This window comes from Halomonas nitroreducens (assembly GCF_003966155.1).
GTDB lineage: Bacteria > Pseudomonadota > Gammaproteobacteria > Pseudomonadales > Halomonadaceae > Halomonas > Halomonas nitroreducens.
Genome location: NZ_RXNS01000005.1, coordinates 242,280 through 257,675, shown reverse-complemented (window position 1 = coordinate 257,675; position 15,396 = coordinate 242,280). Strand labels below are relative to the sequence as shown.

Annotated in this window: 12 protein-coding genes; 3 read left to right on the top strand and 9 right to left on the bottom strand. The window is 69.9% G+C overall.

Annotated features, from left to right (window positions below; all coding sequences use genetic code 11):
• Positions 1 to 32 precede the first annotated feature (32 nt).
• Both EKG36_RS07460 and EKG36_RS07455 read left to right on the top strand, forming a co-directional pair.
• A complete protein-coding gene (locus EKG36_RS07460) occupies positions 33 to 248 on the top strand; it encodes a class I SAM-dependent methyltransferase (protein WP_126482627.1) in 216 nt (71 codons plus the stop codon).
• 307 nt (positions 249 to 555) lie between these two features.
• The gene (locus EKG36_RS07455; RefSeq protein WP_246007450.1) at positions 556 to 1,422 is read left to right on the top strand and encodes a GGDEF domain-containing protein; all 867 of its coding nucleotides are present in this window, start codon (positions 556 to 558) and stop codon (positions 1,420 to 1,422) included.
• A gap of 14 nt (positions 1,423 to 1,436) precedes the next feature.
• Here EKG36_RS07455 and EKG36_RS07450 read toward each other — a convergent pair whose 3' ends face one another.
• The 6 genes from EKG36_RS07450 to EKG36_RS07425 are packed head-to-tail and all read right to left on the bottom strand — an operon-like array spanning position 1,437 to position 10,017.
• On the bottom strand, positions 1,437 to 2,516 hold the full coding sequence (locus tag EKG36_RS07450) for a Wadjet anti-phage system protein JetD domain-containing protein (protein ID WP_126482623.1): 1,080 nt from the start codon (positions 2,514 to 2,516) through the stop codon (positions 1,437 to 1,439).
• A complete protein-coding gene (locus tag EKG36_RS07445; RefSeq protein WP_126482621.1) occupies positions 2,513 to 7,402 on the bottom strand; it encodes a hypothetical protein in 4,890 nt (1,629 codons plus the stop codon). Before EKG36_RS07445 ends, EKG36_RS07450 begins: the two co-directional genes overlap by 4 nt.
• Positions 7,399 to 7,590: a hypothetical protein gene (locus tag EKG36_RS07440; protein ID WP_126482619.1), complete on the bottom strand. Its 192-nt coding sequence runs from the start codon at positions 7,588 to 7,590 to the stop codon at positions 7,399 to 7,401. The genes EKG36_RS07445 and EKG36_RS07440 overlap by 4 nt, the downstream gene beginning before the upstream one ends.
• Entirely contained in the window at positions 7,587 to 7,778 is a 192-nt protein-coding gene (locus tag EKG36_RS07435; RefSeq protein ID WP_126482617.1) for a hypothetical protein, read from the bottom strand. Before EKG36_RS07435 ends, EKG36_RS07440 begins: the two co-directional genes overlap by 4 nt.
• Complete coding sequence (locus EKG36_RS07430; RefSeq protein WP_126482615.1) at positions 7,775 to 8,593, bottom strand: hypothetical protein; 819 nt, start codon at positions 8,591 to 8,593, stop codon at positions 7,775 to 7,777. Before EKG36_RS07430 ends, EKG36_RS07435 begins: the two co-directional genes overlap by 4 nt.
• Complete coding sequence (locus tag EKG36_RS07425) at positions 8,590 to 10,017, bottom strand: hypothetical protein (RefSeq protein WP_126482613.1); 1,428 nt, start codon at positions 10,015 to 10,017, stop codon at positions 8,590 to 8,592. The genes EKG36_RS07430 and EKG36_RS07425 overlap by 4 nt, the downstream gene beginning before the upstream one ends.
• Positions 10,018 to 10,129: 112 nt before the next feature.
• Between EKG36_RS07425 and EKG36_RS07420 the strand changes: the two genes are divergently transcribed.
• Positions 10,130 to 12,094, top strand: a complete 1,965-nt coding sequence (locus EKG36_RS07420; protein ID WP_126482611.1) for a RecQ family ATP-dependent DNA helicase — start codon at positions 10,130 to 10,132, stop codon at positions 12,092 to 12,094.
• Positions 12,095 to 12,098: 4 nt separating this feature from the next.
• Here the strand turns inward: EKG36_RS07420 and EKG36_RS07415 are convergent, their stop codons facing one another.
• From EKG36_RS07415 to EKG36_RS07405, 3 genes are all read right to left on the bottom strand, one after another.
• On the bottom strand, positions 12,099 to 12,704 hold the full coding sequence (locus tag EKG36_RS07415; RefSeq protein ID WP_126482609.1) for a hypothetical protein: 606 nt from the start codon (positions 12,702 to 12,704) through the stop codon (positions 12,099 to 12,101).
• 82 nt (positions 12,705 to 12,786) lie between these two features.
• On the bottom strand, positions 12,787 to 13,485 hold the full coding sequence (locus EKG36_RS07410) for an SDR family NAD(P)-dependent oxidoreductase (RefSeq protein ID WP_126482607.1): 699 nt from the start codon (positions 13,483 to 13,485) through the stop codon (positions 12,787 to 12,789).
• Between the two features lie 96 nt (positions 13,486 to 13,581).
• Entirely contained in the window at positions 13,582 to 15,153 is a 1,572-nt protein-coding gene (locus tag EKG36_RS07405; RefSeq protein ID WP_126482605.1) for a sigma-54-dependent transcriptional regulator, read from the bottom strand.
• Positions 15,154 to 15,396: the final 243 nt, after the last annotated feature.

Sequence of the window (15,396 nt, the reverse complement as noted above, 5' to 3'; positions counted from 1 at the left end):
GCCCGGGACGCTACGACGCGCCCCGCTGAGTCCTGCCTGGATGGTGGGGGGACTGGCACTGTCGATACCCCCGCGCCGACTACGATCACCCCCTGATGGCCTGGCGCGAGACCTTCGATGCCCACTGGCACGAGATTGCCGATCGCGACAACGCACGAACCCGGCGCATGTTCCGCTACTACCGGTGCGTGTGTGCCGGCGCCTTGCGTGCCCGCCGTGCAACGGGGCGCCAGGGCGAGTCCCGTTGATTCGTGGCGGAGACAACAGTCACCGGCGTGCATTTTCCCTGTTATAACAAGCACTAAAAGAAGCCAAGTGGGCGACATTGCCTTGAAAATGTCGGCAATCTCCTACGACCGATGCATAGTGCCAGCCTATCGCCCCCCGTGTATCATGGGCACCTTGATAAGCTAATTAATAATGACATTGTCCTTCCGGGCGCCTGAGGCGCGGCAGGAAACGATGATGCACCTTCCTGTACGCAGCAGGAACGACAAGGACAACCGCATGCCTTCGATGGATGTCATGCCGTGTAGGGAAAGACCGGAGCCACAGTTGGTTCTCGAACTGGCAGACCAGTTGCCCGGGCTGATCTTCCAACTCCACCGCAGTGAGGACGGGCACCTGCACTTTCCCTACCTGATTGGAAGCGGAACACGATTTCTCGACCTGGACCCCGAGGCGCTGGCCGGTGACGCGCGCCCGGCACTCGAGCGCATCCACGACGAGGACTATCCCCGACTGATGGCAGCCATCGAGCGCTCGGTGCGCTGGTGTACCCCCATCGCCACCAAGTTCCGCCTGATCATCCAGGGCGGCCAATGCCGCTGGATCGCCGTGCGCGCCCAACCCAAGCGCATCGAAAGCGGCGTGCTCTGGCACGGCATGATGCTCGACATCAGCGAGCAGGTGGCCGAGGAGGAGCGACTTCGGGCGCTGTCCGACACCGACGCCCTCACCGGACTGGCCAATCGCCGCAAGCTGCTCCAGCGCCTGGACGAAGAGATCTCCCTGAGCAATCGCCACGCCACGCCCCTGTCGCTGATGATGCTCGACCTGGATCACTTCAAGGCCATCAACGATACCTGGGGACACCTGCAGGGCGACGAGGTCCTGGCCTCTCTGGCGGAGCACTGCCAGGCCTTGCTTCGCGAGGAAGACCTGCTGGCGCGGCTCGGCGGCGAGGAGTTCGCGCTGCTGTTGCCGCTGACACCGCGGGCCCATGCCGAACGACTGGCCGAGCGGCTACGCCAACACATCGCCGCCCAGGACTATGGCATGGGCGACGGCTGCGTCACCGTGAGCATCGGTATCGCCGAACATCGCGTCGGCGATACCCGGGATATCCTGATGAAACGCGCCGACGACAGCCTCTACCAAGCCAAGCACCAGGGCCGCAATCGGGTGGTGAGCGGCCACTGAGCCTCACCGAGTGCCTAGTCCGACAGGGCCGCCATCCAGTCGGTCTCGAGCGCCGGCGACAGCGATCGTCCGCCCAACGCCGCCACTGTCGTATCCTCCAACGCTTCCTGGTCGATCCCACGCGTCCAGTCATCAGCGGGCCGCTGCCCCTCCTTGCCGGTCAGGCGATGCAGCGGATGACCACCCTGCGTCGCCAGTGACGCGGCCATGGGTTCCAGCAACGCGGACAAGCGCAAGGCGGGCAGGCGCGCCTTCAGGCGCCGATAGATCCGCAGCCCCTCGGGGTCGAGATCCCCCCAGTAGGTCGCTGACGGCAGGGCAAGCAAGGTCGTCAGGTCGTGGGCCAGGCCCTGCTCGCCGACCAGGCGCACGGCCGTCGGGTCGACCATGACCTCGCCGAGCGAGAGGCCGTACCCGAAGCTGCACACCAGCGCGAGTCGGCGGTCCAGTCCAACCCGGCAGGCCTGGGCAAAGCTTTGCGGGTTCTCGATCAGCAGCAGCCCTTCCGGTGCCTCGGGCATGGCGGCCAGCAGCCACAGCGGCGCGGCACGAAAGTCCCGCGGCTCGATGCCGAAGCTGCGCACCAGCTCGCCCGGCAATGCCTCGAGCAGCTTGCTGCTGCCCAGCAGGTAGCGGGCACTGGCTGCCTTGGCGCTCAGTCCATAGGCGTCGGGCAGGTCGCCGGCGAGCCGGCGCAGGCCCTCGACCAGGCGTTGCTGGTCCACCAGCGACCAGTCATCGAGGCGACGCTCCAGGGCCAGGCCCCACGGGATGGCCTGGTCGGCCGTCAACCCGAGAGACGCATCGGGCTCGACCATGCCCTCGCGCAGGCGGTGGCACTCCCCCTCCGACAGGCCGAGACGAACCGGGACACGGTGCCGGAGGGCCTCGGGAGCATCGAGGATGCCGAAACGCGCCAATTCGGCCAGGGCCTGCCACCCCGCCAGTTCGGAATCGCAGATGCCCTCCCGGCGCAGCCGGCGCACCAGGGTATCGCTGCGCCAGCGCTTCGCGCCCTGACGCCGGTACTGCCGGCACCAGTCCGCCTCCAGCCAGGCCTGGACGGCCCGGGCCGCTTCGCCGGGAGTGCTCATGTCGCCGTCTCCGTGACATGGATGCCGAACAGGCTCGCCTCCCCCTCGCCGCGCCCCAGGGACTCGGGGGATGCCACTCGCCCGTCGCGGACCATTACGTGCCCGCCCTGCCCCTGCACGCCGCCAATGACGCTGCCCACCAGATAGGTCGGGAAGATCTCGGCATCGTTCTCGTAGTTGGGATTATGGATCAAGCCGATCATCTGGAAGCGCCCGCGAGTGTTGCGCAGCGACTCCAGGGAATCCTGGATCAGGCGGCGATGGGAAAGCTTGGAGAACAGGCCATCGAGCAGGATCACGCTCTCGCGGCTGGCCCGGGCGCGGCGCTTGTGATGCCCGGGCAACTCGCGCAGTTCGCGCTCGATGGCGAACTCGGAGAGCTTGACCAGCCACATCAGCGACACCGCCTCGCGCTGGCCCTCCGACATCGCCTCGTTGAGCGAGAACAGGCGTCCATGGGGGCGGATGGCATCGTGCTTGAGCCGGATCGCCACGTCATGGAAGAGGCCGCGATAGATCCGCCGGCGAATCTGGCCCAGCAGCTCGTCGTCGCGCCGCAGCGCCTCGCCCTCGGCCAGGCCGCCGTCGCGCTCGGCTCGCCGACGCAGCGCCGCCTGGTGCTCGTCGATATCGGCCAGCAGGGTGACGATCAACTCGCGAAGCTGGTCGCCGCCGATCAGCCCGGCCCGGACCTCGAAGTAGGCGCCGTCCTCGCCATCGCGACGCTCGCTGCCGCGCCGGGCCACGCGCTTGAGGATATCCAGGTTGCCGGCGGCATCGCCGATGATCGAGCTGAGCCGCTCGACCAGGGTGCCCTCGATCTGGTCGCGAGAACCCTGCAGGCGTGCGACCCGGCCGCGATGCTCTGCCAGCTGCTCGTCGAGCTGGGCATGCAGGCCGGCCAGGTCGGCCAGGGCCGTCTCGGTCACCCCCTGCAGGGACGTCAGCCGGGCTCGCTCGGTCTCGTTGAACAGGCGACTGTGGGCGCTCTCCTCCAGGGCCGCGGTCAGGGCCCGCTCGGCCTCGGCCACCTGGCGGGCCTGACGCTCACGGTCGCGCGCACGCTCGCCGAGGTTCATTTCGCCGAGGGCATCGAGCAACGCCTGCTGGCAGCCCTCCAGTTCGGCGAGCTCCGCCGCCTCCGCGCCGCCGGCGAGGGAGCGCCAGCGGGCCAGCGCCGCCTCGCGCGCCGCGGCATCCGGCGCGTCCTCGGGCCAGCTCAGCTCGTCCAGCGCCGGCGGCGCCGCGAGCCGGCGCGCCCAGCCCTGGGGCAGCTGGCGCACCGCCTCCAGCCAGGCGATGCCCAGCTGGTCCACCCAGCCCAGGGCAGTCTGCTGGTCGGTCAGGCGCGCCTGCACCTCGCGACGCTCCCGATCCTTGGCCTTGCGTGCCTCCCGGGCCTCCCTCAGCTCGCGCTTGAGGTTGGCCAGATCCCGCTCCAGGGCCTGGCTGCCACCGCTGGCATCGCGCACCGCCAGGTAGGCACGGATCCGTTCGAAGTCGAAATCGGCACGCCGGCCCGCCCGCGCCTGGGCCGCCTCGAGGGTCGCCTGACGCGCCTCGGCGCCGGCCATGAAGGCCGGGCCGTCCTGGCGTTCGTACTCCGCCAGGGCCTGGAGCCGATCTCGCTCGCCGTCGGCGAACAGGCCCTGCAGCTGACCCTCGAGTTCGTCGAGTCGCCGCCTCGCCACCTCCAGGGCCTCGGCCTCGGCCTCTCGTCGCGCCTCGGCCTGCTGCCACTGCTCATCGAGCCCGGCCAGGCGCTCCTCCAGCTCGGCCAGGCGCTGTGCGCCCCCGGCATCGGCAAACCGCTCGGCGGCCAGCCAGGTGTCGCCATGCGCCTCGAGCTCCCGGGCGGCCCGCTCGCGGGCCGGCTCGACCTCGGCCAGGCGGGTCTCGGCGGCGACCTGCGCCTCGGCGGCCTCCTCGAGGGCGAGCTGGCCCCCCGCCTGGAGAAAGCGCTGGTAATCGTCGATGCAGCCCAGGGCCTCCTCGGTCAGTCGCGGGGCCAGGGCCTGGCGACGCGCCTCGAGGGCCTCCCGCTGCTCCCCGAGCCGCTTGAGCGCCGTCTCGACGTCCGCCTCGTCGGCCGCCTGCGCCTGGAGGGCCAGGGCATGGCGCTCGCCATGGGGGTCGAGGCGGCCACACTCGGCCGCGAGCGCCTCGCGTCGCTGACGGTCCGCATCCAGGCGCCGCTGGGTGGCCTCGCGCAAGGCCGCCAGATGGCGCGGGTCCAGGGCGGCCTTCACCGCCAGGGTCTCGATGCCCTGGATCGCGCCCAGCGGGGACGCCTCGGCCACCAGACAGTCGGCGAGGCGCTCGCGCTCGACCACCGGCACCGCCAGGCCCGCCTCGACAAGGGCCTCGGCCGCAGAAGCGGCGGCCTCGATGCCCTGGACGACCGGCGCAAACAGCAGCCCGGCGGCCTGAGCCAACCAGTCCCGACGCTGCGCCTCGGCAAACGCCGAGTCGTTGAGCACCTCATGCAGCGGTTGCCAGGCGATCCCCGCGGCGTCCAGGCAGGCATGGGCCTCGGCTTCCACCGCGCGCCGCTCCAGCGGATCACGACTCAGCTGTTCCAGGTAGGCCTCGCGACGGGCCAGCTCGACCTCGAGCTGCTCCGCCTCGGCGAGCAGCCTCGGGTAACGTCGCCGTGCGTCCCGCAGCCAGTCCGTGGGCGTCAGCTCGCTGAGCTCGGCAAAGGCCAGGCGTGCCGCATGCAGGTCGCGCAGGCGGGACTCCTCGGCCTCGAGCCGGTGAGCCTCGTCGGAGAGGGTACGGGACTCGGCGTGAAGCCGATCACGCAGGTGGACGGGCTCGTCCTCGCCGTGAAGATGGCGATAGCGCTGCGCGGCCTCGGCCAGCGGCGTCAGGTGCGCGCGCCGCCGCTCGGCCTCGTCGCGCTCCCGCTGCGCCTCGCGACAGGCCGCGTCGAGCTCGGCCAGCGCTGCCTTGCGACCGGCCCAGAAACCGGACACCTCCTCGTCGGGCCAGCCGCGACGGAAGGCCTCCCAGGGCGCCCGACCCTGCGCCAGGGGACCACGTTCCCCGGCGAGCCGCTGGCGTTCCCCGTCGAGGCGACCCAGCTCTCCCCGCGCGGCCTCGACGGCCTCGGTGGCGGCATCCCGCTCGACCGCCGTGGCATGCCGCGCCGCCTCGAGGGTCGCCTGGCGCTCCCGCTTCTCCTCCAGTAACGCCTCGGGGTCGAGCTCGGGGTGTTCGCGGCGGAAGGCCGCGTGCCACTCGGCGACCCGCGAGAGCTCGCCCACCCGGGTGGTGTGGTCCAGCAGCGCCTGCCGGGCCGCTGCCGCCTCGGCCCGGCAGGCCTCGGCGGTGGTCATGGGCGCTTCCAGCTCGGCCTCGTCGAACAGCCCCTCGGACAGGGCCTGAGTGAAGAAGCTCTGGTTGTCGACGAACTCGCGCTGGCGGGAGGCGAGACGCTCGCGCTCCTGGTCGAGCCGCTCGGCCTCGTCATCCAGTGCTTCCAGGTCGCGGTCCAGCTCGGCGAGGTAGTGCCGATCGGCGATCACCTCGTCCCGGAAGCGGTTGCCATCGATGGCCTCGAAGGCCTCGGCCCCCTCCTCGAGGGCCGAAACGGCACGATGCCGGGCGCCGTCATCATCGAAGGCCAGGCTGCCCGCCAGCCAGTCCCGGGCGGCCTCGAAGCCCAGATGCGCGACGTCCCGGCCGGCGACCCAGGGCGCCTCGGGCAGATGGACCAGCCGGCGATGATTGTCCACCCGCCGCCCCTGGTCGGCGAGCAGCTGGCGCAACCGGCGTTCGCCGAGGCCGCTGAGCCTTGAGAGCAGCCACACCGAGACCCGAGGGCGACCGGTGTCCCCGGCACCCCAGGCAAACCCTGCCAGCCGCTCGGCCGCATCGTCGTCACCGGGCCGCTGCGGTACACCAGGCAACCCGGTCAGCGCCTGCCCGCCGAGCAGACGCTCGCTGGCGGCCAGCCCCCGGTCCAGCGCGGCGAGGCGGTCACGCGCCTCGACCAGCGTCTGGCCCCGGGCCGTGAGGCCGGCGAGACACTCCACCTTGTCGCCGGTACGACGCTGGTCGCGTTCCGCCTCCTCGAGGCGGTGACGCAGCTCGGTAATGTTGGTCCCGGAGTTGAGGATGACCTCCTCGATCAACTCCTCACCCTCGTCGGTCTCACCGCGGGTCGCACCGGAGAGGATCTCCGGGGCCAGCACCTCGAAGAAGAAGGCCTGGTCGGCCTTCTCGCCGGCCCGGGGGCGGATGGCGTTGAAGATCTGGCTCTTGTCGGCCCCACCATCCTTCTGGAAGGCGGCGAGTTGGGCCAGTTCCCGACGCGAGACATGGCTCCCCACCGCCTCGAGCCATTCCTCACGGTTGAGCGTCAGGCGCACACCCTGGCGACTCATGGCCGTCTTGACGTCGCTGTTGGCATACAGCGCCAGCTTGTCGTCGACGGTCTGGTGGTGCACCGGAACGTCTTCCAGCCGGCCGGTATAGTGATAGAAGGACAGGCCGCTGCCGTCGCTGTAGCCGTAGAAGCCGAAGACGAAGGTCTCGCCGGCGACCTCCTCACCCGCCGCCGCCAGCATGTCTTCCTGACCGCCCTGGCCGCTGCGCGAGCGGAACTCTACCCGCAGGTGGCTCCAGCTGCGGCCCTGGCCGGCCACCTGGGTCGGCGAGCACTTGCGCCGGGTCCGCGTCAGCAGCGTCTTGTCCCGAGACAACAGCCCGATCAGCGCCTCGGCCAGAGTGGTCTTGCCGAAGCCGTTCTCCATGCTGATGGCACTCGACTGACCCCGCAGGTCGAGCAACAGGTGGCGCATCTTGGCCTCCCAGGGGGACGCCACGTCGCCGTGCTTGTTGAGCAGGTTGGCCACTTCGATGCGGTTGATCACGCTCATGCCCCGCCCTCCTCGGCGCGCGCCTCGGCCAGCGTCCTGTCCTGGCCGAAGCCGTTGTCCATGCCGATGGCACTCGACTGCCCCCGCAGGTCGAGCAACAGGTGGCGCATCTTGGCCTCCCAGGGGGACGCCACGTCGCCGTGCTTGTTGAGCAGATTGGCCACCTCCATGCAGTTGATCACGCTCATGCCCCGCCCTCCTCGGCGCGCGCCTCGGCCAGCGTCCTGTCCTGGCCGAAGCCGTTGTCCATGCTGATGGCACTCGACTGACCCCGCAGGTCGAGCAACAGGTGGCGCATCTTGGCCTCCCAGGGGGACGCCACGTCGCCGTGCTTGTTGAGCAGGTTGGCCACTTCGATGCGGTTGATCACGCTCATGCCTCGCCCTCCTCGGCGCGTGGCTCGCCCCTGGGCTCATCCCGATCAACACCACTGTCCTCGAGAGTCCCCTCGGCCAGGGCCTGCAGGTGACCCAGCTGGTGAATGCCGACCTGCTCGCTCTCCAGGGCGCCGAGCAGGCTCTGCTGCCAGACCTCGCCGCCTTCCTCGGCGCCCTCGCGCAGGGGTTCCAGCAAGCCGGCACGAACCTGCAGGTCGATAAACGCCCGCACCCGCCGGCTGATGTCCTCGCCACGCTCGTCGAGCAGGGACAGATTGGCCTCCGGCACCGTCTCGCCGAGGCCGCGCAAGGCCTCGAGCTGGTCGCGCATCAGCTCCACCAGCTCGGGAGCCGTGAAGGTCGCCTCCTGATAGCGACTGACGTCGGACAGCGCCCGGTTATAGCGGGTGTAGAGCAGGGTGTGCATCAGCAGCCACAACTGCAGGTACCACTGGGCCAGCTCGCCACGACTCTCCTGGCGCAGGCGCAGGGCATCGAACACCGGCTCCCGGGTATAGAGCGGGGGCTGTTCGAGCTCGGGATCGGGCAACAGGGCATAGTAGCGCGACCCCGGCGCGATGCCCGGGTAGTCGCCGGCCTCCAGCACCCGCAGCCGCAGGCCCTGCCCGGCCAGGAAATCGCGCAGGGCCTCGCGCTCGGCATCGCTGGCATCGTCGATCAGGGCGCAGACATCGCGCTCGGAGAGCTGGCCCTCCCGGGCGGCCCGGCGCTTGCGGCCGCTTCCCGGCTGCCGTTCGGCGCTGCGGTAGCGCAGCAGGTAGGCGACCACCTCGCCCATCTCGGTCATGTTCATTGCGGAGCTTCCTGTTCCTTGACACGGGGCGCCGCGTCGGCTGCGGCGGCAAGCCTCAGGCTGGGGGTCACGTGACCCTCGATGCGTCGGCCGTCGGGCAGGTCCAGCCGGAAGGGCCGGGCCTCGACGCCCACCGCCAGGGCGTCATCGAGTTGCTGGGTATCGACGAAGACGTTGAGCAGCTGGGGCAGGCAGTCGGCTTCCTCGAAGCGGTGCCAGCCCTCGGCCAGTGCTTCGGGCAGCGACAGCGGTTCCCGCGCCACCCGGCGGCGCAGCGCCGGGCCCCGCGCCTCGAGGAAGCGCGCCAGCAGCGGGTCCTGCGGGCGGGCATCGTCGCTCTCGTCGAACACCAGGGCGGCATGGCTGGTCTCGGCCCGGCGCGTCTCGAGCAGCGGCAGCAGCGGCGCCAGACGTGGTAGCGCCACCGCCTGGTGGAAGGGCATCATCCGCTTGACCAGCGCCGCCTGCAGCGCCGGTTGCGGTGCGACGCTCAGCAGGTCCCGGGCCAGGCCGGCGAAATCGACCACCCCCATGGACTGCACCCGTCCCTCGGCGATATCGGCGAGCAGCTCCGAGAGCCGCCGCGACAGGTTCTCGATGGCGGTGAGCACCCGGCCGATGGCCCCGGACAACATGCGCAGATCCCAGTCCTCGGCCTGGGCCTCTCGCCAAGCCTCGAAGCGCTCCATCAGTCGCGGAGTGCCGAGCTGGGCCCGGGCGTCGAGCAGGGTCTGCTGAATGCTCGACAGGGCATTGTGGTAGTGACGCTCGTTGTCCAGCAGCGCCGAGAGCTTGCCCTCCCGGGTGGGGTTCTCGCGGACCCGGCGCAGTTCCTGGGTCAGGGCACGAATGGCCAGCAGGATCTGATTGGTGATATCGGGAATCCGTGCGAAGTCGCCCCGTGCCAGTGCCGCCAGCACCTTGGCCGCATCGTACTCGGAGTACAGCAGGTCCTCGACCTGGCCGGCCAGGGTCACGGCCTGGCGGCCGCTGGGCGTCAGGCGCACCTGGCCGGTCTGGCCCTGCTTCTCGACCAGCGCCGTGCGCTTGGTGCTGCGCCCGTGACGCGTGGCTTCCTCCTCACGGCTGGTGCCGGTTGCCGGGGACGCCTCACGAAAGTGCAGTTCGCTGGGGGTGGCCAGCAGGTTGATGACGAACGCCAGGTCGTCATGGACCAGGTCGGGATAATAGCTCTTCAGCCAGGCCAGGCAGCGGGACTGGGAGACGAAGGCGCTGTTGGTGGCGAAATCGACATCGAGCAGATATTCCAGCAGCAGGCAGCCGAGGTCCAGCCAGTAACCGTCGCGCCAGCCGCGCCGACTCTCCTGGCTGACCTGCACGAAGGGCGAGCCCGGCTCGTGGGCGCTGTCATGCAGGTCGACCAGCCGCGTGGTGGCGACGAGCAACTTGCTCCATGCGGTCATGTAACATCCTCGGGACCCGTAAACGCCCCATTATGCCAAGGGGAGGCGGTGCGGGTCATCGCTCGGGCCAAGGTGTATCCTGTGGCCCCCTAGTGACGGCCCAGGAGCGAGCATGACCGCCATCGACCAGACCCTCGAGCGGGTCTTCGGCTATCCCGACTTCCGCCCCGGACAGCGGCCGGTGATCGAGGCCGTGGTGGCCGGTCGCTCGGCGGCGGCGATCTTTCCCACGGGCTCCGGCAAGTCGCTGTGCTACCAGCTGCCCGCCCTGCACCTGCCCCACCTGACGCTGGTGATCTCGCCGCTGCTGGCCCTGATGCAAGACCAGCTGGACTTCCTTCAGCGCCACCATGTCCCGGCTGCCAGCCTCGATTCCGGCCAGTCCCGGGAGCAGGCCCAGGCCGTGATGGAGGGGGTGACCCAGGGACGGATCCGCGTGCTGATGGTCTCGGTCGAGCGCCTCAAGAACGAGCGCTTCCGGGCCTTCATCCGCCGCGTGCCGCTGTCGCTGATGGTCGTCGACGAGGCCCACTGCATCTCCGAATGGGGCCACAACTTCCGCCCGGACTACCTCAAACTGCCCGACGTTCGCCGCGAGCTGGGCATCCCCCAGGTGCTGCTGCTGACCGCCACGGCCACCCCCCGAGTCATCGACGACATGCGCGCACGCTTCGGCATCGCCGCTGCCGACGTCACCGCCACGGGCTTCTACCGCCCCAACCTGGACCTCCAGGTGGCACCTGTGGCCGCCGAGCAGCGCCCCCGTCGGCTGGTCGACTGGCTGCGCCCTCGCCTTACCCAGCCAACACCGCGGCCCAGCATCGTCTATGTGACCCTGCAGCAGACCGCCGAGCGCATCGCCGCCTACCTGCAGGCCGCCGGCCTGCCGGCGGTGGCCTATCACGCCGGACTCGACGCCGAGACGCGCAGCCGACTGCAGGACGACTTCATGGCCGGGCGGGCCCCCTGCATCGTCGCCACCATCGCCTTCGGCATGGGCATCGACAAGGCCGACATCCGCGCCGTGGTCCACTATGACCTGCCCAAGTCGGTGGAGAACTACAGCCAGGAGATCGGCCGGGCCGGCCGCGACGGCGCCCCCGCCGAGTGCCTGATGCTGGCCGGCGGGGACCACCTCAACGTGCTCGAGAACTTTGCCTACGGCGACACCCCGGAGCATGGCGCCATCGCCCGGGTCATCGAGGCGCTGCCTCCTGTCGGCCAGGCCTGGGAGTTCACCCTCAACGCCCTCTCCCGGGACAGCGACATCCGCCCCCTGCCGCTCAAGACCCTGCTGGTCCAGCTGGAACTGCGCGGGGTGATCCGGCCGCGCTACAGCTACTTCGCCGAGTACCGGTTCCAGCTGCTCGAGGACGCCGAGGCGCTGGTCGGACGCTTCCAGGGCGAACGCCGGGCCTTCGTGGAGGCGATCCTGGCCGCCTCCTCGAAGGCCCGAACCTGGCACAGCCTGGACTTCGCGGCGCTGGAGCGGTTGGGCGTCGAGCGTGGCCTGGACACCTCGCGGCGGCGGGTGATCACCGCCCTGGATTACTTCGTCGACAAGGGCTGGCTGGTACTGGAGACCCGCCAGATGACCGAGGTCTTCGAGGTGGTCGAGCGCGGCGACGTCGCCACTCTCGTCTCCGACCTGCATGACTACTTCGTCGACAAGGAGCGCGCCGAGATCGAGCGCCTGCACGCCATGCTCGCGCTGTTCGAAACCGACAGCTGCCTGACCCGGCGCCTGGCCGACTGGTTCGGTGACAGGCGCGCCCCCGAGCATTGCGGTCACTGCTCGGCCTGTCGCGGCGAGGTGGCCCGATTGCCGACATCGCCCCCGACCACCCCGCTCGCCACGCTCGACCCCCTGGGTCTGTGTGCACCGCTGCGCCATCGGCTGAGTGATGCCGGCGAGGGGGACGCCGCCACGCCGGCCCTGCTGGCGCGCTTCCTGTGCGGGCTGACCTCGCCCCGTCTGACTCGCCACCAGGCCCGCCGCCTCGACGGCTTCGCGGCCTTGGAGGCCTATCCCTTCGCCGAGGTCCGCGACGCACTCGCGGCGCGCCTGGCGGGATGACGCCTCAAGGCCGGCGACGGCGGCCCAAGGCGAGGGTGAGGACGTGCACCGGCAGATAGAGCACCACGGGCCAGGCCAGCATCAGACCGGCGAGGTACACCAGCGGATCGAGGCTCGCTTGAGGCTGTCCGAAGGGTCCCTGCACCCAGTTGATATTGCGCTCGGCGTCGGTGGCGACGTAGCTCAGCGGGAGCACCGCCCAGGTCAGCGCGACCTGCCATCCCAGGCCACGGCGATCGTAGCCCAGCCGCCACACACCGTAGCCCGCCACCAGCGGCAGCAGCAGATGGAACAGCGAGAGCAATCGAAAGGCCAGGGGGCGTGCGGCATTGAACATGTACTCGGTGCCCCCGATGGGGTGCACCCCGGTGGCAAGCGCCACCCCCACATCCAGTGCCCACAGCACGCCCACCACCATCACCGCCAGCCACTGGGCGGACATCAGCAGCCGGCTCTCGGTCCACAGGGCGACCAGGATCAAGAAGCTCGCCAGGTCGCACAGCCACAGGAAGTTCTGCCAGCCCAGCACCCGGGCATAGCTCGTCGCCCAGACGACGACCCACAGCGTGAAGGCGAGCTTGAGCCATAGCGGCAGGCCTGGCGCTGGCATAGGTCCCTCCGTTGACTACCGCGCTTTCCGTGTTCCCGCCTGGCCACTGCCCCGGCAGTGCTGCGAATCGAGCACGACCACGTCACCAGGACTCCCCGAAGGGTCTCAGGTCGAGCTCGAAGGTCCAGGCCGAGCGCGCCTGGCGGGTGAGGAACCAGACACTGTCGGCCACGGCGTCGGGGCTCAGGAAGAAGTCATCCGGCTTGTCGGGCATCGCCTGCCGGGTGCGCGGCAGGTCCACCACTCCGTCGATCACTACATAGGCAACGTGAATGTTCTCGGGCCCGAGTTGGCGTGCCAGGGACTGGGCGAGGCTGCGCTGCCCCGCCTTGGCCGAGGCGAAGGGGGCGGTGGCGGCTCGGCCACGCAGGGCCGCCGAGGCCCCGGTGATGACGAGGCTGGCCCGGTCATGTTCGCGAAGTTGCCCCAGGACGGCCTGGACGGTCGCCAGCAGGCCATAGCAATTGATTCGCCAGCTGTCCTCGAACTCCTGCAGCGTCACCTGCTCGGCGCTCTTGAAGACCCCGCCGCCGGCGTTGAAGAGCAACACCGAGACCGCCCCGAGGTCCTCGCGAACCTGCTTGAAGACCGCGTGGGCGCGCTCCCCCTCGGTGGCATCAAAGCGATAGGCATGCGTCCCGGGGATCTCCTGCTCCCAGCCCTTCAACCTGTCGATATCCCGCGACAGCATGGCGACGCGGTAGCCTTCCCTCGCGAAACGCCGCACCAGCGCCAAGCCATTGCCTGGACCGACGCCGACGATGGCACAGACCGTGTTCATCAAGGGCCTCCTCCAATCGCACCCGCTGTCTCTTGCGTCACACTCGCCTGACTGGAGTGTAGTCCCGGCGTACGCGGGCAGAGAGTCGAGGCGCCCTCAGCGCGGCGCCTCTTCCTCCGTGCCGATGCCGTGGCGCTTGAGCTTGTTGGCAATGGTGGTGTGCGAGACGCCGAGTCGCCTGGCGAGCTGGCGGCTGGAGGGATGCTGGGGATAGAGGGTCGCCAGGACCCGGCGCTCCACCTCGCCGAGGATGTCGGCCAGCGAGCCGTCCAGGTCGATACCGGCCAGTCCCGGTGCCTGGCCCACGTCGGGCAGGCGCAGGTGGGCGGGCTCGATGGTCCCGCCTTCGCACAGCGAGACCGCCTGGAAGAGCACGTTCTCGAGTTGGCGCACGTTGCCCGGCCAGTGGTAGGCGGTGAGGCGCGCCACGGCGGCCGGTGACAGGGTGGGCAGCGGGCAGCCGATCTGTCGGGCGGCGCGGTCGATGAAGTGTGCCGCCAGCTCCTCGATGCCGTCCAGGCAGTCGCGCAGGGGCGGCACCGTCAGGGTCAGGACGTTGAGCCGGTGGTAGAGGTCATGGCGGAAGCGGCCCTCGGCGCACAGCGTCGGCAGGTCCTGCTGGGTGGCGCAGATCACCCGCACGTCCAGGTAGGTCTCCTCGTCGCTGCCGACCCGACGAAAGCCGCCGTCCTGGAGGAAGCGCAGCAGCTTGACCTGCATGCGCGGGCTGGTCTCGCCCACCTCGTCGAGGAAGATGGTGCCGCCGGCGGTGAGCTCGAGCAGTCCCAGCTTGCCCTCTGGGCGGGCGCCCTCGAAGGCCCCGGGGGCATAGCCGAAGAGCTCGGTCTCGGCCATCGACTCCGGCAGGCCGGCACAGTTCAGTGCCATGAAAGGCGCCTGGCCTCGCGGGCTCGCCAGGTGGCAGGCCCGGGCCAGCAGCTCCTTGCCGGTGCCGGTCTCGCCCTGGATCAGCAGGGGGGCATCCAAGGGTGCCATGCGCCGGGCCTCGCGGATCAGCGCGGCGAGGCGCGGGCTGGACTGGAACAGCGACTCGAAGCCGCGCAGCTCCTGGCGCTGCACCTGATAGATGCGCTCGCCGATGCGATCGGCCCGGTGCAGGGTGACCACGGCCCCGGCCAGGGAGGCGACGTCCTCGAGGTTCTCGCGATGCAGGGGCGCGATATCGGCCAGGTAGGTGGCGTCGCGCAGGCGGATGCGCAGCCCGTTGACCCGGGCGTTGTTGCGCCGGATCAGTGCCGGCAGGTCGAGGTCGGGCAGGTAGCGGTCCAGGGACAGGCCCGGCACCTCGTCGACCCGGACCCCGAGCAGCTGGCCGGCGGCCCGGTTGGCGGCCACCAGGTGGCCTTCCATGTCGATGGACATCACCGGGTCGGAGAGCGACGAGAGCAGGGCATCGAGCTCCAGGTGACGTCGCTCGCTGGGCATCAGGCTGACCCGACGCACGCCGAAGACGCCGGGCACCCCCTCGAGCTCGGGCTTGAGGGTGGTCAGCTGGGCGTTGAGCAGGTTGGGTACATGCAGGTAGATGGCATTGCCGTGTTCGCCGCCGACCTCGCCGTGGGCCACATTGAGGCCGTAATCGGCAAAGTGGGCAACGATGTCGCGAAGGATGCCGATCCGGTTCTGGCAGTGGAATCTCAGGCGCATAGGGCACTCAAAGGGGACAAAGGGACCGACGCGAGCAAAAGGTCGTCAGCCAGGCGTGACTCTGCTGTCAAGATAACGTGACACAAGACGCGCGACAATGCCCGATAGCGGTGACCCGACGCGCTCTCCGAGCGCCGAGCGCAACAGGCGTCAAGGTTTCGTTACGAAAGTCCGCCTGCTCGGGAGGCCGCTCCTCCCTCCCCGGCGCCCTCTCTGCTCGCGGACGTGCCTAGACTACGGCTA